Origin of the sequence: Paenibacillus tyrphae, assembly GCF_027925525.1 — a bacterium.
GTDB classification, from domain to species: domain Bacteria; phylum Bacillota; class Bacilli; order Paenibacillales; family NBRC-103111; genus Paenibacillus_G; species Paenibacillus_G tyrfis_B.
On sequence record NZ_BSDJ01000036.1, the window covers coordinates 45441 to 63215 of the forward strand.

22 protein-coding genes and 4 tRNA genes are annotated in these 17775 nt (G+C 48.2%); 4 read left to right on the forward strand and 22 right to left on the reverse strand.

The window, feature by feature from the left end:
- The first annotated feature begins 561 nt into the window (after positions 1-561).
- Positions 562-1320, forward strand: a complete 759-nt coding sequence (locus QMG93_RS29870; protein ID WP_281943042.1) for a hypothetical protein — start codon at positions 562-564, stop codon at positions 1318-1320.
- 111 nt (positions 1321-1431) lie between these two features.
- Positions 1432-1504: transfer RNA gene (locus QMG93_RS29875), tRNA-Val, on the forward strand.
- A 58-nt stretch (positions 1505-1562) separates the two neighbouring features.
- Here QMG93_RS29875 and QMG93_RS29880 read toward each other — a convergent pair.
- From QMG93_RS29880 to QMG93_RS29890, 3 genes are all read right to left on the reverse strand, one after another.
- Positions 1563-3053 carry a peptidoglycan-binding domain-containing protein gene (locus tag QMG93_RS29880; RefSeq protein WP_281943044.1) on the reverse strand — a complete coding sequence of 497 codons (1491 nt, stop codon included), beginning with the start codon at positions 3051-3053 and terminating at the stop codon, positions 1563-1565.
- Between the two features lie 199 nt (positions 3054-3252).
- On the reverse strand, positions 3253-3816 hold the full coding sequence (locus QMG93_RS29885; protein ID WP_281943046.1) for a 3'-5' exonuclease: 564 nt from the start codon (positions 3814-3816) through the stop codon (positions 3253-3255).
- Positions 3817-3897: 81 nt separating this feature from the next.
- Positions 3898-4221 carry a MazG-like family protein gene (locus QMG93_RS29890; RefSeq protein WP_281943048.1) on the reverse strand — a complete coding sequence of 108 codons (324 nt, stop codon included), beginning with the start codon at positions 4219-4221 and terminating at the stop codon, positions 3898-3900.
- Between the two features lie 569 nt (positions 4222-4790).
- Between QMG93_RS29890 and QMG93_RS35485 the strand changes: the two genes are divergently transcribed.
- On the forward strand, positions 4791-4961 hold the full coding sequence (locus tag QMG93_RS35485) for a DUF3973 domain-containing protein (RefSeq protein ID WP_010492049.1): 171 nt from the start codon (positions 4791-4793) through the stop codon (positions 4959-4961).
- 67 nt (positions 4962-5028) lie between these two features.
- Here the strand turns inward: QMG93_RS35485 and QMG93_RS29895 are convergent, their stop codons facing one another.
- The 9 genes from QMG93_RS29895 to QMG93_RS29940 all read right to left on the reverse strand — a co-directional run bounded on the left by QMG93_RS29895 (position 5029) and on the right by QMG93_RS29940 (position 8276).
- On the reverse strand, positions 5029-5199 hold the full coding sequence (locus QMG93_RS29895; RefSeq protein WP_216795941.1) for a hypothetical protein: 171 nt from the start codon (positions 5197-5199) through the stop codon (positions 5029-5031).
- 14 nt (positions 5200-5213) lie between these two features.
- Complete coding sequence (locus tag QMG93_RS29900; protein WP_281943050.1) at positions 5214-5453, reverse strand: hypothetical protein; 240 nt, start codon at positions 5451-5453, stop codon at positions 5214-5216.
- Between the two features lie 228 nt (positions 5454-5681).
- Positions 5682-5882, reverse strand: a complete 201-nt coding sequence (locus tag QMG93_RS29905) for a hypothetical protein (RefSeq protein WP_281943052.1) — start codon at positions 5880-5882, stop codon at positions 5682-5684.
- 216 nt (positions 5883-6098) lie between these two features.
- The gene (locus QMG93_RS29915) at positions 6099-6488 is read right to left on the reverse strand and encodes a VOC family protein (protein WP_281943056.1); all 390 of its coding nucleotides are present in this window, start codon (positions 6486-6488) and stop codon (positions 6099-6101) included.
- A 106-nt stretch (positions 6489-6594) separates the two neighbouring features.
- Entirely contained in the window at positions 6595-6981 is a 387-nt protein-coding gene (locus tag QMG93_RS29920; protein WP_281943058.1) for a spore germination protein GerPE, read from the reverse strand.
- Positions 6981-7163: a spore gernimation protein GerPD gene (locus QMG93_RS29925; protein ID WP_281943060.1), complete on the reverse strand. Its 183-nt coding sequence runs from the start codon at positions 7161-7163 to the stop codon at positions 6981-6983. The genes QMG93_RS29920 and QMG93_RS29925 overlap by 1 nt, the downstream gene beginning before the upstream one ends.
- The gene (gene gerPC / locus QMG93_RS29930; protein WP_281943062.1) at positions 7141-7767 is read right to left on the reverse strand and encodes a spore germination protein GerPC; all 627 of its coding nucleotides are present in this window, start codon (positions 7765-7767) and stop codon (positions 7141-7143) included. Before gerPC ends, QMG93_RS29925 begins: the two co-directional genes overlap by 23 nt.
- Positions 7768-7782: 15 nt before the next feature.
- Complete coding sequence (locus tag QMG93_RS29935; protein WP_281943064.1) at positions 7783-8034, reverse strand: spore germination protein GerPB; 252 nt, start codon at positions 8032-8034, stop codon at positions 7783-7785.
- Between the two features lie 5 nt (positions 8035-8039).
- Positions 8040-8276, reverse strand: a complete 237-nt coding sequence (locus QMG93_RS29940) for a spore germination protein (RefSeq protein WP_010492031.1) — start codon at positions 8274-8276, stop codon at positions 8040-8042.
- 138 nt (positions 8277-8414) lie between these two features.
- On the opposite strand from QMG93_RS29940, the gene QMG93_RS29945 reads away from it, so the two are divergent.
- A complete protein-coding gene (locus QMG93_RS29945; protein ID WP_281943067.1) occupies positions 8415-8888 on the forward strand; it encodes an Hsp20/alpha crystallin family protein in 474 nt (157 codons plus the stop codon).
- 107 nt (positions 8889-8995) lie between these two features.
- Here the strand turns inward: QMG93_RS29945 and QMG93_RS29950 are convergent, their stop codons facing one another.
- The 10 genes from QMG93_RS29950 to QMG93_RS29995 all read right to left on the reverse strand — a co-directional run bounded on the left by QMG93_RS29950 (position 8996) and on the right by QMG93_RS29995 (position 17589).
- A complete protein-coding gene (locus tag QMG93_RS29950) occupies positions 8996-9214 on the reverse strand; it encodes a spore germination protein (RefSeq protein ID WP_281943069.1) in 219 nt (72 codons plus the stop codon).
- 132 nt (positions 9215-9346) lie between these two features.
- Positions 9347-9432 (reverse strand) — tRNA-Leu (locus QMG93_RS29955).
- 11 nt (positions 9433-9443) lie between these two features.
- Positions 9444-9520 (reverse strand) — tRNA-Ile (locus QMG93_RS29960).
- Positions 9521-9530: 10 nt separating this feature from the next.
- Positions 9531-9607 (reverse strand) — tRNA-Met (locus tag QMG93_RS29965).
- 78 nt (positions 9608-9685) lie between these two features.
- Positions 9686-9850 carry a hypothetical protein gene (locus QMG93_RS29970; protein ID WP_010492025.1) on the reverse strand — a complete coding sequence of 55 codons (165 nt, stop codon included), beginning with the start codon at positions 9848-9850 and terminating at the stop codon, positions 9686-9688.
- 112 nt (positions 9851-9962) lie between these two features.
- Positions 9963-10514, reverse strand: coding sequence for a phosphatidylglycerophosphatase A (locus QMG93_RS29975; RefSeq protein ID WP_281943071.1), 552 nt, complete (start codon positions 10512-10514; stop codon positions 9963-9965).
- Positions 10515-10645: 131 nt separating this feature from the next.
- On the reverse strand, positions 10646-12463 hold the full coding sequence (locus QMG93_RS29980; RefSeq protein WP_281943073.1) for a hypothetical protein: 1818 nt from the start codon (positions 12461-12463) through the stop codon (positions 10646-10648).
- 31 nt (positions 12464-12494) lie between these two features.
- Complete coding sequence (locus QMG93_RS29985; RefSeq protein ID WP_281943075.1) at positions 12495-13751, reverse strand: efflux RND transporter periplasmic adaptor subunit; 1257 nt, start codon at positions 13749-13751, stop codon at positions 12495-12497.
- Between the two features lie 58 nt (positions 13752-13809).
- Complete coding sequence (locus QMG93_RS29990; protein WP_281943077.1) at positions 13810-16911, reverse strand: efflux RND transporter permease subunit; 3102 nt, start codon at positions 16909-16911, stop codon at positions 13810-13812.
- A 168-nt stretch (positions 16912-17079) separates the two neighbouring features.
- Positions 17080-17589, reverse strand: a complete 510-nt coding sequence (locus QMG93_RS29995; RefSeq protein ID WP_281943079.1) for a GbsR/MarR family transcriptional regulator — start codon at positions 17587-17589, stop codon at positions 17080-17082.
- Positions 17590-17775 lie beyond the last annotated feature (186 nt).

Below are 17775 nucleotides of genomic sequence, written 5' to 3' on the forward strand. Positions count from 1 at the left end.
CACTTTCTACAAATCAATGGTCCATTAATTTAGCTCTTGATATCAAATTCGGTATCCAAATAAAAATAAATATATGCTGTTAGATGGTGTTGAAATCAGAACCCCCTCCCCAGATCAGAAATCAGGGGTTTAAATGGACATCTAATGCTTATTAATGTTACTGCACCATCTTGACAGGGTGGGGGTTGCAGGTTCGAGCCCTGCACAGGCATTAAAGCAGAAAGCCGCGATCCTCTATAGGATGCGGCTTTTCTCATTTGTCACACCACATTAAAAATACTTCGCTTATTCCGTCACCGTAACGTAATATTTCTCTATCGCACCGCTAAGACACCCTTTTTTTCAACGATTGCGTTCCCCGGTTGTTTTCCATAAAAATAAATTTCTCGTATCCATCTCCCGATACCCAATTTGGCATGAACTTATTTAGCAATTAAATTACCATATAAAGATATTATATTCCTATATTTTCAAATCCAGAAACCTACTATAATTAAATTGTTAATTGAAGAAGGCGCCGATCTTCTTTTAATAGATGAATCGAAGAAAAGAGGTATGGAGATGTTCAAGAAATCTCTCATCTTAGCGCTTGTCTTCCTGTTGGCTCTTGCTGTGCCTGTCAATGCGGCAGCCAATTACACGTATTCCAAAGTAACGGCTTCCAACGGTGTCGTATTGCATGCAATGAAAGCTTCACCCAACGATATCAAATTGAAAGCGATTAGCAGCAATTTAAAAAATCAAAGCAGCTACGGCATCAACGGTGGATTTTTCGGTTCTGGCGGAACTCTACTGTCGATTGCCGTAAATAACCATGTGCCCGCTGGCGGCGGGTCCATCGGCGAGCTTTATAAAGGCGCGGTGAACGTTGGTTATGAGCGTGGAACTCTAGTATGGGACACTAAAGCAAGCAAATATTCGGTACAGGTCGTCAAATGGGCCAGCGAGTTGAACGTATCGGATAAATCCAACTATTGGGCGCAAGGCGGAATCAGCATGCGCTTGAGCAGCGACTCGACCTGGAAAAGCCAAGCCACCGCTGAAAACATTCCTGGAGGCGTTAACGGCACGGCCTCCGGCCGATCGGCGCTGGTGTTCAACTCCGGAGGAAACGTTTGGCTCGTCGTCACCAATACGACCTGCACCCCCGAACAATTCCGTACCGCGATCAAAGAGAAAATCGGCTCCGGTACTTTGGTTGACGGCATATTTTTGGACGGAAGCGGCTCATCCCAGATGAAAGCCCAGACGTCCACAGGGCAAACGATTGAAGTTACCGGCGACGGACGAACCGTATACCAGATGGTCACTTTCAAATGATCTCCCCCGCCCGCAAAGCATCTATGCTTCGCGGGCATTTTTTTCATTCATTCCTCTTGACTTCTTCCTTCATATGCTGTATATTATTTTTTGCAACAACAAATACAACATGACTTGTTAGCTCAGCTGGGAGAGCACCATCTTGACAGGGTGGGGGTCAGTGGTTCGAGCCCACTACAGGTCATAACGAAACAAGTCCGTGAATCCTTGATTCTACGGGCTTTTTCTATGTTTCCAATTCCCTAGCAGTTTCTTTTAGGATGAAACCCCCTTGATGAATCAAAGCAATTCATCGATCTTAAGTGCGGATGAGGGGCAAATGGAGAATGAGCCACATTCCTAGCTATATGATTAGAAATTGGATATACGTCACTTCGCCTATATGAGCGTCTAGTCATTACATTATACTGCTTTATGATTTCCAACCACGTTTTCTGATCAATGACTCCATTCTGTTCATTTAGGGGCAAGTGCATGGTGACCTTTTGAAATAATTTTACTGCCTCGAATGTTTTGCTACCGAATCTTCCGTGCTCTTCAACTGCTTCTTTAAAAGCGTCTATTCCCCATTTTTCACCCAACACTCCGAGATATTGCTGCATCAATTCGACACTCGATCCTACATCACCTTGCTGCAGTATTTTAATAATCGGAATAATTCTGCCTCCTTCGATCATAACGCGAGCTTGAATAATATTTTTGTCGTCACCATAGTAGTGCTTCAATATTTCTCTGTAGTTCATTCCCCTTCTTGCTAATTCTGCAGAGCCTATTTGTTCAAGCCATTGCTTATAAGCACATGTGACTTCCTTACCGTTACAGTACTGTGCGAAAAATGGTTGAATTTTTTGCCCGGGATAAGCGATAAATTCATTAAAATATTTATCGACGCCTCGAACAAGCGGTTCTTGTGGTGTATATTCCAGGGCATAGGCGTGGTCTCGATCTGTTCCGGTGGTGATGTCGTAGTCTTTTCCCAATAATCTATACCATTGGGTATATATCCGGTTCAATGTATATGAAACTGCGGCAATTACATTGGCTGCAATGGCTTCTTGTTCCGTAAAATCCAATATTTCAATATGAAGCACTCTTTTTATGTACTCGACAAACGGAACATCGATATTTCTTGCCGTATCGTCACTAAACAATCCAAGATGCACTCTAATATTTTCGGGAATAATAAAATTGAATGGTAAAGGGGCTGTCGCACCGGCACATGCACATGCACAAGCTGCCGGGAAGGGCGAAGACGTTGGCGTGTGCAATAGATATGGCGATAAATGAGGCGGCGGCTCGGGAATATGATAAGGATCTTCGGTAATCTTAGGTAAAGCCGTTCCTGAATATAAAGGATGCTCATCCATGACAATGGTATGTATTCTTCGATCTTCGTTATACCTTTGTAAAGAAGGAAGTTTAATGGTTGGTATGGCTTTAGAACCTTCAAATATTTGAACTCCTATCCATTGGACTGGCGCATAGTTTGGATGCTGCGCTGTTACAATATATTGGCTGTAGGGCTTTACTCCTGGCTTTTTTAAAACATGTTGTTTAGACGGGGCATGCAAATCAATCGTTTTTGTGTTTCCATATTGATCTGTTTGTAATTTTTGAATCACGTTTCCCATCATATCTTTTATGACCACAGTTGCTCCGGGCAAAAGGGACTGCGATTCGGAAACAACTTTAACCACGAGTTTCCCCTTCGCCCCTTGATTTATTTCCGACATGCTAACCCACTTCCTTTTTGTGAAAATAATCTCTGCAATTACCTTATGTTGACAATAAAATTATATGCAGCATTTAAGTGATTCTCGGGATCAACAACCGTATCCGAAAATATATGACGTTAAATGATATTGAGATTAGAAAAACCCCTGATTCGGGGTTTTCATCGTTTGATAAGACATTATAGGGCAGGAACCAACTTCAGCCCCGCATCATCGCTCTTAAATGAAGCTGATCGTAATACCGGACAAACAGTTTCGTTGTGTTGATCGCATCGACCAAGGCGGAGTGAAGTCTGCCTTCTTTCTCGATACCGGCCAGTTCAATCGCATCCTTCAGCTTCATTTGATTGCGCTTGACCAGTAGCTGCGAGATCGGCCTCTGAATGTCATGGTAATGGTCCAGCCAGCTTTGAGACAGATCGAACCGCTTGCAGTGCTCCAGCAAAATTTTGCGGTCATCGACCCCCCAACTGCAGAAGTAAACCAACTCGGAGCCGATCCATTCCATGAATCGGTCATACCCTTCGCGAAACGGGACTACCTTGTCCAGATCCTCTTCCTTCAAGCCGATAAATTTCAACGTCTTTTTGCCGAAGCGTCCTTTGATTTCAGGAAACGTATAGCATTGAAAACAATCCGTGGCGGCTTCCCCCGGGTCATACGGATTCAGATTCACTTTGCATGCGCCGATCTCCACGATTTCCGGGATGTCGCCTTTTACGGTTACATATGTAGTCTCTACATCAAAGATGACTGCGAGCATTCTTCTCTCCTGCATGAGAAATTTTTTCTAGTTTGTCCACCTTCTGCGCATCGTTATACTTTAGCGAAAAATTGGGGCGGCTCAATTCACCGGGCCGGAATCGAATCGCTTCAATAATTTCTCCTGATGAGCCTTGGCGGCATCTTCCAATGTAAAACCATACTTATCGGCCAAAATCGCCAGATTCGCCAAAATGTCCCCGAGCTCTCCCATCAGCTCCTCCTTCAAAACCGGCTCGGGCTTTACCGCTTCATCCGGACGATCCCGGCCGATTTCATAGGTACGCACGGCTTGTGCCAGCTCACCCGTTTCTTCCATCAAAAAACCCATACGTTCGAAGACGCCGTATTGCGTCCAATTTCGTTGTCCGTAAAATTGCATGACCCATTCCTCAAAATGCTTCATTCAGCACTCCACCTTTTTCCGAATAATGTAAAAAGTTCTCTATTTTCAGTTCTTTCGGACAACTACAGGGTACCACAACTTCACAACCGGATGGAAGGCCTATGCAAAATAAAGAAGATAGCCCTCTGGTATCCTATCGGATAAAGGGCGCCGTACAAATTTAGGGATTGACAGTAGCCGAATCTCTTGATATTATCCAATTAATCACATCGGATTTATATATTATGTACTAATCGACCTTGCCCCCCTTCCTTTGCCAAATCCTGATAGACAAGCTCGATCCCCGATTCACAGCCCCTTCTCGCCCTTTCCTCATCACGCGAAAAACCGTGTGGCTAAACGCCGCGCGGTTTTTCGTTCCTTTCTTTCGTCACATGCAGACCGCTTGCACTGTCTAATTCTTTAATTTTGATATCTGTCTTTTTTGCGTTTAAGTTGTTTCGATGTGATGGATAATGAAATTGGACAATCTTTAGTAAAACTTAATACCATTGTGAGTGATATTTCACAATTTTAAGCATATAATGTGTCTATAATTGTCATATCGTGACTTGAAAAGGAGAAAACTTATGTACTATTGCCTCGCTTGCCAAAAGCTCCACAAGCCGAACCCGCTCAAGAAATACGTCGTTTTCAAGACAGGCTTCCACTTCATCAATTCGATGAAATACAACGCAGGAATTTGTCAAGTTGTCTCCGATTCGAAAGAAAACGTCAGCATTAGCCCGGTATCCGCTTAATGTCCTACACATGCCGGGCTTTTCTTTTTCTACGCCCCCGCGGTTTTCGGGAACTTGTTTATGCCGGTTAGTCCCAAGCTTTCGGCTTCGTATTCGGACGTTTCGTACGAAGTCTATCCAGCAGAGGGCGCTTTTTTTTCGCTTCCATCAGCAGACGAATCTCTTCCATCAACTTTCTTAGTCGCTCCTGATCTCCGTGGCGGTGCTCTTTTAACTCATCGTACAGATTACTTCTCACATGCATCCCTCTCCTTAAGCCAATTCCCGCTGTCTCGCTGACGCTGACGACGCTCGTTTCGCGGATGGGACCGGCTGTACGGCCAATATGCGATCGATAGCAAAGCACCGGACCTCTCCGCGCTCCATGCAATAAGCCCGAATGAAAGCAGGCTGTACGAACCGTATGACGATCCTCCGCTTGCTGAATTGCCCGGAACGGTCCCCGTAAATGATCTCAACCATACGCCCTGTGTACTTTTGCCATGGAAGCACGATTTCCCCTCCTCAAAACAGGAACATTTGTTCTTTTATATTCATTATATCCAAACATGCGTTCGTAATTCAAGTGGCGGAATTTTCTTTTTACATATTCGGAAGAGGTCCGGACGAGGAGATCGGGTTGGACGAGCAATTTCTGTTAACGGAGGAGTAAGCATTGACCTTGGGGTTGATTCGCAAATAAAAGGCACCCCGCGAGGGGTGCCTTTTTGATCGACCGGCCTAGCGGCGTTTGCCGCCTTTTCTACTCCAATCGATGACATTATCTTTAGGCTCTGCATTGATTTCTTCGTTGCGAAGCATCTGCGACAAGTCCTCGATCGTTTTGTCGAGCAGCTCGCCCTTATGCCTGGAAAATAGGCGCCTGCGCTCCTTGAGCAAAACGTCAAGGATCAGCTTCTTTTGACGGTTACTGAACAGCATCTCGCTTCCCCTGCCGTTTACTTAATTTTTTCTTCGTAGGACAAGCAAGGCTTGCCCGAGGAACGCAGCACCAATGCGGAAGGCATGTCCGCAGATTTGAAGCCGTAAGCGCGACAGCCCCTGGGAAAACCCGGGTCCCAAGTTACATAAAAGTGCTTGCACTTTAAACAATTTATTTTCGTATCGGGCTTTGCTTTTCCGGAATTCATACGCGCCTTATCTCGTCGATTGGAAAAACTCGACCCATTCGCCATCCGGGCCATAGAAAAAGAAATAACGCGAGCCATTCGGCAGCGTCGTAATCTCTTGATCGATCAAACGCACGTCGAGTTCTTTGATGCGGGCGAATTCTTCTTCAATGTCGTCCACCGTAAAAGCGACATGATGCACCTTGCCTTCCGCCGGAAGCCCGTCGTTATAGCCTTGGATCAACTCCAGCTCCGTTTCACCCGACTCGTTGAACCCGAGAAAAGCCAGCGTGACGACGCCGTTCGTATGTACGAGCTTATCCTTCAGCTCAAGGCCTACGACATCTTTATAAAACCGCACCGACATATCGATATCTCGAACCATAATGCCAACGTGCTCTATTTTTTTGCGCGCCATTGTGTTCTCTCCCTTATCCCGTTCGTTTCCAGTATAACAACATGATTATATCACAGAACGGAGTCGGAAGCCCATCACAGCCAGCTCGATCGAAGCTACTTCCATCTCATTTCGGAGGAAGTCCGCGAAGCAACTGACGGATGTTTTTCACCCTGGTATCCGCACGAATCGATCGGACCGATCCGAACTGCACCATGGATGCCGAAGAAATGGCGATGACCCGAACATCCCCGGCACAGATGAACGGACATGTGTTGGTCACGACCATCTGCACTGCCGGCTCCTGCCGGCCTATCGGAAGCGGGGCCGAATAAATTGGATAAGCGCTCAAATGTCCTTCATCCCCATAAAAAACTGGAACTTCCCGCTGAACAGCAAAAACATAAGTCACCGGAGAAAAATCGACCAAGTCCCCTATAAAAACAGCGGAGGCATAACCGGTATCGTTCACCTTCAAGCTTCTGACAACGGATGTACGCGGAATGCAAGCCATCACACACGTCCGGACGCAAGCGGCACGAGAGGCCCGATAATGAGCGATTCCGGCGGTGTATCGAACACGCTGGACAAGCTAATGACCTCAGTGTCGCCGATCAGGAAAACCGACGAGCTGGCAACGCCCTCAACTTGAATGTTGCCGACACAAATCTGTTTATTCTCCACCTGCAGATTCATTCGGAGCTCCTCCTCCGGTTTTTCGTTTTAAGAAATATTGTTCGAGCCCGAGCCGAATATCCCGGATGACTTTGTCTGTGATACTTTGTTCCTGCTCTGCCGTCAAGACGACTACGTCCGGATCGAGCCCGTGTTTTAAATAATAATCGATCCGCTGCCCGATCTGCCCCTGAAGATCGCCAATGATCGATTCGGTCGCATCCTCATCCAGCTTCACTTGGTATTTCTCTTCCAGTTGCATCAATTCGGCTGGGCACGATTGCTGCAAATAATCCGTTACCCGTTGTTGGATACGTGCAAACGACTCCGATCTGGCCGTATTGGTTCGAATCGTTTCGCCGCCGACCTCCATATCCTCGACCGATTGTTCGCCGAGTCCCGCGGGCGAAAGTCCGACATTGAGCGTCCCATCGAGCTTCTCTACTTTCAATTGATCGAATTTATACTCAATTCGCTCGATCGTCACTCCCCGCTGCTTTTTTATCGATTCCAGCTCTTGGGAAAGCGATTCGACCTTATTTTCCAAGGAACGGATGCGGCTCGTCTGCCATTTTAAATAATCGTTCAGCTTTTGAAAGTAAGATTCCGGGTAAGATGAATACATCCGTCATTCCTCCGTTTACCTGGAAGGTGTAGGCAGTGGTACCAAGGATATCGGGCTGGGTTGCGCTACCACACCCTGCGGCGTCGCCTGCGGAGTCGTTGCAGGAGCGGTGAACTGAGGGGCAGGACCGGTAAACCCCCCGGTATTATATAGATTGGCCAACGCGCGAATCGTACCCGCGGTCCCGATCTGAAGCACGGAAGAATTCGATACGGAGCCGATCTTAAAATTTTGAATGACAATGCTTTGATGTATGATTAGCTGCATGGCGGTTATACGACACCTGCCTTATCGGCGGAAACCACATTGGAGTCAGCGATATCGTTGTCGTAGGTATTGGTGGTGCTGACCATATTGCAGACCCGCAAATTATCCCCCGTATTAAAAGAACCCGCTCCGGCAAACGTTTTTGCTGTTACGCTCGGAGCCAGCTGGATCGAATCTCCCACGTGCACGATGGAGCCTGTACCGACGTTCACAATTTTGATGGCGCCCACGATAGCCGGCATGAGGCAGCACCCTAACTCAATGGTTTTGTATTGTAGTATATGATCCATCAATAAGAAGTATGTTCTAGGCAGCTAGCGTGGGGACTCATGGTTTGCGCTTCGTGCTCATATACTGAAATCAGTAAGGAGTGGATAAACATGAGCGATTCCAAAAATAACAACTCGTTTTTCGATATGAATTGGAAACAATTCGAGCAGTTTTTTAACGGGAAGCTGCCGTTCCCTGCTCCTTCCCTTAGCGGGGACAACGGAGACCCCGTAACCTGGGTTGAAGGGTATATCAAAGACGTTCTGAACCGGGCATTGCCCAACGTCGAAGTTCAGGCGCTCAAGCATCATTTTCATTCGGAAATCTTCGACACTCATAACAATATCATCGCCAAAATCCATATCCCCGACAAAGCGCAAGCACGCAAAATCCGGTTGATGCTCAATCCTTACCAAATCCGTTTGGAAGGACTCCCGGACGACAAAACGCAAACGATCCGGCTCGCTAGCCAAATCGTGCCAAGCAGTTGCAAAGCGGTTTTTAAGAACGGCATTCTCCAGCTACACATGCGCAAGCAACCCATTGACCACCCCTATACCGATGTCAATATCCGTTTTATGTAGCCGACTTTTCTTCCCCAACAAAAACGTCCCAAAACAGCGCGAAACGGCCGTCTGAGACGTACGGAATGGGGCGAGATCTGTCAGGGTGTTCCCTGGTATCTATGTATCTAATTATTTGCCGCGTTAGTGGAATCGGCAATATCCGCATCAAACGTATTCGTTGAGCTGATCAGCGAAATATTGCCCATCCAATCACCTGTGTTTCCGCCGCCTGACCCCGAATACGACTTGGATGTACTTTTCGGATTAATCTGCAATACATCGCCGAACACAACTTCCCCGTCGGCGCCGGTAATTTTGATCGGAGCCAAAATAATCGAAGGCATAGGAGCCCCCCTTCCTAATCGTGTTCTAAAGTATATGAGGCTCCGCAGCAAAAATCTCCTCCTAAAACGAAAAAGAGTTTTGCTCTGACGGATCAAAGCAAAACTCTTTATGTATGATACTACTACTGGAACTGCCGAAGACCGGACTCGAACCGGTACGGTAGTCACCTACCGCAGGATTTTAAGTCCTGTGCGTCTGCCAATTCCGCCACTCCGGCGCAGTTCTGTTTGGTGGGCCCTGAGGGACTCGAACCCCCGACCAATCGGTTATGAGCCGACCGCTCTAACCAACTGAGCTAAGGGCCCTTGGAAGCTTTGGTTGCGGGGGCAGGATTTGAACCTGCGGCCTTCGGGTTATGAGCCCGACGAGCTACCGGGCTGCTCCACCCCGCGTTAGAAGATCCACACTGTATAATGACAGCGACAAAGATAACTATACACCAACTAAAACGTTGGAGTCAAGTAAAAAAATTAGACAGTGTAGCGAACGCCAAAACGGCCTTTTTTGGAACGGAATACTTGGACTTCGCTGGGGCATTCGTAACCGTAAATCCACCAGTCTTCCTCCATCCGCTTGGCCAGGCACCCGGCTTGAAACTTGCTGTCGTACAATTTCACCCAATAGACCCAGTTCATTTTATGTTCACTCCGCTTATCGAATGAAGATGAAGTTTTGTTAGTATCTTAACCCAAAAAAAGCTCCCTTATTTGCATAAGGAAGCTCCTCCAATATATAACAAATTCTACTTCAGCCCGCGTTTTCTTCCGACGCGGCAATATAAGCGACGACATTGTCCCGTTCATCCGCATCCCGCTGCCGATGGGCCAGACGGCTTGATGCCGATGCCGCAATGCTGGCAACTAGATCATCCAGGAAGGTGTGTACGCCGTTGCCGTTCTTGGTATCCAGACGTTTAATAATTCCGACTTTTTGTTTATCCAAATGGCCGAACGTCGTAAGCGCGATGCTGCCGTATCCGAACACCGACCCGAGAGCAAGTGTTTCATCGCAGCCGAACAGTCCTTCATCGCTTTCGATAATCGATTGCAGCGGCTCGGACAACAAACCTTTTTCAGCCAATACGTCTAGCTCGATACCGACAAGAATCGCATGCTGAAGCTCCCGCTTCTGCAAAACTGCATGGACCGATTCGAGACAAGTCTCCAGCGTCAAATCGGGATGATAAGGAAGCTGCATTTCTCTGACGATCAGGGAAATATCTTCCATCTTTACGCCGCGTTCCTCCAGCTTTTGATATACCGCGGCTTTTATTTCTTTGCTGTGAACCTGACGCTTCATGAGAATCGCTCCTTTAATGGAAGTGCTATCATTATACCATGATCCATATGCGTGTACTATGGGACAACTGGTGATAATTAGGGAAAAGCCGACCCAAAGGCCGGCTTTCGTTTACTTCAAATGACTATGAATTAAGATTGCTTAAGCTCTTTAAGCAGACGCTTGGACTTCTGTCCGCCCGTAGTCGTAAACTGTTCATAAATCCGAACCGTCAGACGGTTGTCGAATTGCTCCGTGCTGCCGTCAAAGGTAATATTGTTCTCGCCGGTAGTCAGACGGTTAGCTCCGACAAACGATCCATTGCCTGTTCCGATCAACCGGTCTGCGGAATCGTACAGCTCGAACAGCAGTCCCGAGAAACTCGGATCCACTTGGACTTGATCGTGGCGGCTGACTTCCATAAAGAACTTCGCTTTGTACTGATAGTTCTTCGCTCCCATGCCATTGAAGTTTGTACCGATTTGCCAGTCGTTCACTTTAATCTCAAACGGATATAGCTCAAACGTATCCTTGCTTTCCTCGGTTTGAAGCGCAATGCTGTAAGCGCCAATCGTCGACTTGTATGGAGCGGCCGTCTTCGTATCTTGGATCTTCAAAGACAAGCCCTTTCCGGTTTCAGACACCGGGATCGTATAGAAATAGTTCACCGTGAGCGAAGAATTCGGAAGCACGTTCGGCGTCGTAATATTTTGACGGCTGCCGTTGTACTCATAACCGTCCGAGCTTACCAGATCCGTTGCAAAGGCCGGAACGGCAAGCGGCCGGTCCGTCTTATTCGTAAGCTTGAATTTGGCCGAGACGGTTTTCGACCCCTCTTCCTTGTTGTCAAACATATGGAACTCGATAACGGAAACATCCAAATCCGGATGAATCAGCTGGCTCCGTTTGTCTAGCGTCATTGGAGTGCCTAGCTTATAGGCCAGAGCGGTTTCCCCGGTTTGCTGCGACGGCAGCAAAATGTTCAGACGTCCTACGTTATACACACCGGCAGCACCCGTGGCTGCACCGGCATTGGCTCCTGCTCCAGCGCCAGCCGCACCGCCGGCCCCTGCTCCCGCACTGCCTGCGCCTCCGCCCCCTGCACCGCCGGCTCCGCCAACTGCAAATTTCTCTGGGGTCAAAATGTTTAAGCTGTTCAAGATCGTATCTTGGTCCGTCGGAATAGCAAAATGAATATATTTTTCTTCCTTCGCTTCCAGCGTGATATTTCCTTGCTCTACCTGGCTGCCGGAAAATACTTTTCCCGCCGCCTTGCCGTCTACGCCGAATGCCGGAATCGTTTCGCGTTGGTTCGAAGGGTTATAAGCAAGTAGTTGCACGACGTATACGGTGCCTTTCTCCGTCGACTCCTTGTTGATTGCCGCAGGCGTATATTGGATCGGCGAGGTTAAAGTCGGAATCGTAAAGGAATCGGACCATTTCTTAATCGCGCTCGGATCGGTAATCGGCGTATCGCCGCCTTTCCAAGTCTCCCCCGTAATCGGCGCCGCTACGATCAGCGTCTCCTTCTTCGGATAAACGTAGTAATCGACATCGGTCCAATTCACCTGAGCCAGATTTACGGTATCGGTGCGGTCGATGACGGTCATATAGCTAAGCTCCGTGTTCGCTTTCGGCTGAATCGATTTAACGTTCGAGGCGCTTGGTTGCAGCGTATACTCGACGCCTTCGCTGGTCTTCACCCGCAGTTCGTAGTCAGGCACCCGCGTCGAGGTAGCGCCGTTATTCTTCATTCGAATGACGACGCCGAGTCGGGTACCGTCCTGAATTCGCTCGTTCAATACGCCCTTGACTTCCACATCGAGAAGGTCGGTCAGTTTATAGGTTACGACGGCTTGCGCCGCAGGCTCGCTTCCTGCAGGCTCCGCTGCAAGAGCGGAATAACCTGTGCTCATAATCGAGGCGGTAATAACGACGGATGCTACGGTTTTTTTCAGCTTGTTGTTCACTTGGTTTTCCTCCTGTCAGGTCCGCTGAGAGTTACTTGGCCAGCTGGACTTTCTCCTTGTCTTTCAATTGGTTCTGACCCGAAATGATAAGCTGTTCTCCTTCTTTGAGACCGGACAGCACTTCTTGGATCGTTTCGTTCAAACGGCCTAAAGCCACTTTGCGCTTCTCCGCCGTATCGCCTACGAGTACGAAAGCGAACGTGTCTCCGCCTTCACGCACGATAGCCGTGGTAGGCACGGTAACAACCATCTGATCGGCTTCTTCCGTTACGAGAATCTGAGCCTTCATACCAGGCTTAAGCTTACGCTCAGCGTTAGAGTACTCAAGCTCCAACGTGTAAGACTTGGAATTGGCGCTCATCACGTCAGCCAAATAGCTGACCTTGGCTTTTGTCTTGTCAAGCGTGCCAGGAACGTAGAATGTCAACTCCTGCTTGCCGCGCACCAAATTAGCCGTCTCCTCGGTCAGCTCCGCCCGGATTTTGATCGGATCGAGCTGTTGCACCTTCCCGGCTTGGAAACCGGCGTTCAAAGACATGCCCACTTCAATCGGCAGGTCGGTTAAGACGCCGCTTACCGTCGCTTTCACTTCCATATTTTCGAGCGTCCGGTCAGCTTCGCGAATCGAAAGATTCGAGGATTGCAGCGCTTGCTCCAACGGCGCCAAGGAGTTCGTCGTTTCCACCGTTTTCTGCTTGTTTCGGTTGTTTTCCAGATCAAGCTTGAGATTGTTAAGCTGTGTTTCCATTTGCTCAAGCTGGAATTTTGTAACCAGGCCCAGATCGTAATCGTTGCGCATTTTGTTATAGTTCTTTTCGGTTTCCTTAATGGACTCTTCCAGCTTCTTGATTCCATTCTTCATTTCCTGCTTGCTGTTGGCCAATTCTTGTTTTGCTTTGTCTAACTGCTGTTGACTGCTGGCAATATCAATCTGCGCTTTGTCCTTTTTCATTTTTACATCCGTCGGGTCCATGCGGAAAATCACATCGCCTTTTTCCACCATATCGCCGCGCTTCTTCAATACTTCCATGACGTCTCCGCCTACCTTGGTCACCAAGTCAATCTGAATGGAAGAAATAACGTCGGCTACCTGCTCCTGCGGATCGCCGATCCTCTGCTTCTCGATCTTCGAGACTTTAATGGTCTTGAGCTGGGGTTCCGACGCATTAGCAGCTGTCGGTGCAGCTTGCGGCTGAGCGCCGCAGCCGGCGAGGAGCGCCGTCGAAATAACGACGGCCCCCATCACTTTGGTACTTTGCTTGAAAGATTTTGACATGATCGGATTCATGGGCTGATTCTCCTTTTTCCCTTATGGAACTCTCTATCTATCTGAATGAAATGCTTTCTTAAGCATTCGTCACCGGCGTCGAATTGGATTCCGATGTCTTTCTGTTGAACAAGCGGCCGAGGCGAGACTTGGTATTGTGAATAATTTCGTATACGACCGGTACAACGATCAGTGTGAGCAATGTCGAGGTGGTCAATCCGCCAATAACGACAACAGCCAAGCCTTTGGAGATAAGCGCTCCTTTAGAGAACCCAAGAGCCAGCGGCAGCAGGGCAATAATAGTAGCCCCCGCGGTCATGATAATCGGACGAAGTCGGGATAAGCCGCCCTCCAAAAGCGCGTCGCGTACGGACTGTCCTGCCTCCCTCAGCTGCTGCACGCGGTCGATAAGCACGATCGCATTGGTAACCACGACACCGATCAGCATCAAGAATCCGATCAATGAGGTAAGGTTGAGCGATTCGCCACTGACGAGCAAGCCAAGCAAGCCTCCGATTGCCGCAAGCGGCAGAGAGAATAAGATCGCAAACGGCGCGCTAGCATTTCCGAAAGCCAGAACCATGATCAGATAAACAATAAAGATGGAGACGGCCATGGCTACGAACATTTGCATGAAGTTTTTCTGAATATCGTCGGATACCCCTTTGACTTCAGGGCGAACTCCCGACGGAAGCTCCACAGTTTTCAGCATTTCCGCCGCTTTGGCACTAACACCGCCCTTGTCCCTGGACTCGATCGTTGCCGTTACCGTTACGTATTGAACTTGCTGATCCCGGGTGATCGACGCCGGAGCCTCGATTTGGCGAACCTTCGCTACTTCATTCAGCTTGACGGTTGCCCCTGTCGGAGTCTTGATCAGGAAGTTTCCGATTTTGTCAATGGAATCCTTGAAGCTCTTGTCCAGCATGATCTTGGTGGAGAAGGTCGTATTGTCGAATTTCAGATCTCCGATCTTTTCCTCTCTCAGCCAAGAATTCACGGTTTCGACGATTTGTCCCGAAGACAAATTGTACAGTCTGGCTTTATTTTGGTCTACGGCGATTTCCACTTCGTTCTTCGATTCGCTCAAGCTGTCTTTTACATCTTTAAATTCCGGAATTTCCTTAAGCTTATCCTTTACCAGCTTGGCGCCCTGGGTGAGCAAATTCAGGTCGTCGCCTTTAAGCATATAGGAGAAGTCCCCCCCGCCTCCAGGTCCGCCGCCGCTTAGCAGCATACCGTTTACCTCAGAGCCTTTGGGAAGCAGGTACAATATTTTTTCCTTGGTTTCATTCAGCAGCTTCTTGGCGTTCGTTCCCTGCGATGCCGCGCCAATCAACTGGCTTTCGTAGTCTATGCGATTGTCCGTAGAACCGCCGCCTACATAGGACTGCATGTATTCGAAAGCAGGCTCTCCTGCCTCGTTTTTCGTCTCGCGAATCATCGCTTCGATCTCTTTCATTTTCAAGTCGTTGGACGCAAGCGAAGTTTCCCGAGGCATTTTGATCATAATAAACATTTGTTTATCCGAATCGCTGGAAGGCATGAACTCCACAGCCAGGAGCGGAACCGTACCTACGATAGCCACAATAAAAACCAGCATGGAAAGCAGCATCGTTTTGATGCGGTTGTTAAGCGACCATTTCAGCACTTTCAAATAAGCGCCGGACACTTTGCCGACTTGCGTTTCGTCGTGCACCTTAATATTTTTGGAACGCAGCACGAGCATCTTGGCAAGCATCGGAATCACGGTCACGGCCACCAGCAGCGAAGACATCAACGCAGCGGAAAGCGTGACGGCGAACGGACGGAACAAATCCCCGAGCTCTCCCCCGACAAAGGCGATTGGAGCAAATACCCCGACGGTTGTAAGCGTGGAGGACGTGATCGCCGAAGCCACTTGCGCGGTCGCTTTCTTAATGACCGATTCCCCGCGCTCGTGAACTTTCACGAGCTCGCTGTAAATATTTTCGATAACGACGATACTGTCGTCCACGACACGCCCGATCGCGATCGTAATACCGCCCAGCGTCATGATGTTGAGCGAAATATCGAGCGGAGCCATGATAAGCAGCGTGATTAACAGCGATAAAGGAATAGAGACCAAAACGATGATGGTCATCCGAACATTTCTAAGGAAGAGCAGGATCATAATAGAGGCGAGCAGGGCGCCGAGCGCTCCTTCCTTAACCATGCCGTTAATCGAATCCTTGATCATGCTCGATGTAGCAAAAAGTGTTTTAAACGTAAGGTTCGGGAAATCCTGCTTCCACTTGGCCATCAAAGCGTCTGCTTCCGCAGCCAATTGAACGTCATTGGAGTTCTTTGTTTTGTAGATCGTCACACCGATGGCCGGCTTGCCGTCGAGGCGCGAAATGAATCTGGACTCGGAAATCGCTTCAACCTTGGCAATGTCTTTCAGAAGAAGCGTTTGTCCCCCCGAAGCCGTAATCTTCATGTTTTCCAGGCTGTAAATCGTATTGAGATCGCTCTTAACGCGTACCATTTGCGTGTTCCCGCTGAAGTCGACTAATCCCGCTGGGCTTGTCAAAATGGCAGCTTGAATGCTTTGGGACACCTGCGCCGGTGTCAATCCGTAGCTGCTGATTGCGTTGCCGTTCATTCTTAAAGTCAGAACCGCTTCTTTATTGCCGACTCCATCGACGCGGTCAACCCCTTTGATGGCCGCAAAGCCAGGCTGGACGATATCCTTGAAGATCTTATCCAGCTCCTGCTGGCTCATGTTGTTTTCGCCGTACACCGAGAGGTAGTAAATGGCGCTCGCTTCGGCGCTAGAGGTCTGAACCTTCGGTTTTTCCGCGCCTTGGGGCAGCTTTACGTTCGCAAGCAAGCCTTCGGCGTCCCTTCTGGCATCCTCAATCTTCTTCCCCTGCTGCAGTTCTACGGTAACCATGGAGAAGTTATCGCTGGAGGTGGACTTTAAAGATTTGATGCCGTCTAGTCCCGCCACCGCTTTCTCGACAGGCTTGGTCACAAGCTCCAAAACATCCTTAGGAGGAGCCGTATACTGCGTGGTAATATTGAATCTCGTTTGAGTAGTACTCGGTATGAGTTCCATTTTCAAGATGGAAGCCGCATAAGTACCGCCGCCAAACAACATCAGCACAATAATGATTACTGCGGCGATGTTCTTCATCGAAAAATTTGTTAATGAATTCATCTCTCTACTCCTCCATTACGGTTGCTGACTACTTAGACGAGGCGTTTCCGGTTACCCCTTCATTTTCCATAAATCTTTTTTCAGTATAGCTTGGTTCGTTAACGGCTGTAAGGTGAAAAAAGTCATAACATAAAAAAAATCCGGGCGTCCCGTCTTTCGTCTATCTGTTTACAGCTGCTCTCTTAATCGGATCCACTCCTCTTCGATCCCCTCCAATCGCGATAAAAACATCCGGTACATCGCGGAAACTTCCGCAAATCTTCGCTTGGAAACCTCAAAGGATTCTGTTTCCTCCTCATCAATCTGAGACATTCCTTTAAGAGTGAACAATAATTCTTCGCATTGCCTGGTAATCGATTCGATTTTTTGCTTGCTGGCCCGCATGCTGATCAGTGTGAAATCGTCGGATATGTAATAGTAGTCTTTGCGATCGCTTCTCAACGGAACTTTTTGGCACATGGAGTATTTCTCCAACGCACGGACCTGAACGCTAACGGCTGCTTTCGTTACGCCAAGCTGATCGGCGATTTCCTGCAGGCTGACCGGTTTGGGTGCAAATAAAAGCAGGCCGAATATTTTGCCGACAAGCGGGCTGAAGCCTTCCAATTCAAAAGTCCGGGACATTTGTTGGGCGACCGTCCACTTATATTCACCGAACGAGAGATGCGGTTTACTCATTATTTTCTCCTTATTCATTGAATTAACATCGTTAAGAATGTTGTTAACGTTAATAACAATAAATCGTCTTGAAAAACCTGTCAATCCCCCCAATGAACTTTTAACCAATTATTCATAGATGTCACTGAGTTCCCAGCAAAAAACCGCTTCTGCACAGTTTTACGCAACTGATGCAGAAACGGTTTC

Coding starts and splice junctions, on each gene's coding strand:
- QMG93_RS29870 (WP_281943042.1), top strand. CDS start 562: ATGTTCAAGAAATCTCTCATCTTAGCGCTTGTCTTCCTGTTGGCTCTT.
- QMG93_RS29880 (WP_281943044.1), bottom strand. CDS start 3,053: ATGTCGGAAATAAATCAAGGGGCGAAGGGGAAACTCGTGGTTAAAGTT.
- QMG93_RS29885 (WP_281943046.1), bottom strand. CDS start 3,816: ATGCTCGCAGTCATCTTTGATGTAGAGACTACATATGTAACCGTAAAA.
- QMG93_RS29890 (WP_281943048.1), bottom strand. CDS start 4,221: ATGAAGCATTTTGAGGAATGGGTCATGCAATTTTACGGACAACGAAAT.
- QMG93_RS35485 (WP_010492049.1), top strand. CDS start 4,791: ATGTACTATTGCCTCGCTTGCCAAAAGCTCCACAAGCCGAACCCGCTC.
- QMG93_RS29905 (WP_281943052.1), bottom strand. CDS start 5,882: ATGCTGTTCAGTAACCGTCAAAAGAAGCTGATCCTTGACGTTTTGCTC.
- QMG93_RS29915 (WP_281943056.1), bottom strand. CDS start 6,488: ATGGCGCGCAAAAAAATAGAGCACGTTGGCATTATGGTTCGAGATATC.
- QMG93_RS29920 (WP_281943058.1), bottom strand. CDS start 6,981: ATGGCTTGCATTCCGCGTACATCCGTTGTCAGAAGCTTGAAGGTGAAC.
- QMG93_RS29925 (WP_281943060.1), bottom strand. CDS start 7,163: ATGAATCTGCAGGTGGAGAATAAACAGATTTGTGTCGGCAACATTCAA.
- gerPC (WP_281943062.1), bottom strand. CDS start 7,767: ATGTATTCATCTTACCCGGAATCTTACTTTCAAAAGCTGAACGATTAT.
- QMG93_RS29935 (WP_281943064.1), bottom strand. CDS start 8,034: ATGCAGCTAATCATACATCAAAGCATTGTCATTCAAAATTTTAAGATC.
- QMG93_RS29940 (WP_010492031.1), bottom strand. CDS start 8,276: ATGCCGGCTATCGTGGGCGCCATCAAAATTGTGAACGTCGGTACAGGC.
- QMG93_RS29945 (WP_281943067.1), top strand. CDS start 8,415: ATGAGCGATTCCAAAAATAACAACTCGTTTTTCGATATGAATTGGAAA.
- QMG93_RS29950 (WP_281943069.1), bottom strand. CDS start 9,214: ATGCCTTCGATTATTTTGGCTCCGATCAAAATTACCGGCGCCGACGGG.
- QMG93_RS29970 (WP_010492025.1), bottom strand. CDS start 9,850: ATGAACTGGGTCTATTGGGTGAAATTGTACGACAGCAAGTTTCAAGCC.
- QMG93_RS29975 (WP_281943071.1), bottom strand. CDS start 10,514: ATGAAGCGTCAGGTTCACAGCAAAGAAATAAAAGCCGCGGTATATCAA.
- QMG93_RS29985 (WP_281943075.1), bottom strand. CDS start 13,751: ATGAATCCGATCATGTCAAAATCTTTCAAGCAAAGTACCAAAGTGATG.
- QMG93_RS29990 (WP_281943077.1), bottom strand. CDS start 16,911: ATGAATTCATTAACAAATTTTTCGATGAAGAACATCGCCGCAGTAATC.
- QMG93_RS29995 (WP_281943079.1), bottom strand. CDS start 17,589: ATGAGTAAACCGCATCTCTCGTTCGGTGAATATAAGTGGACGGTCGCC.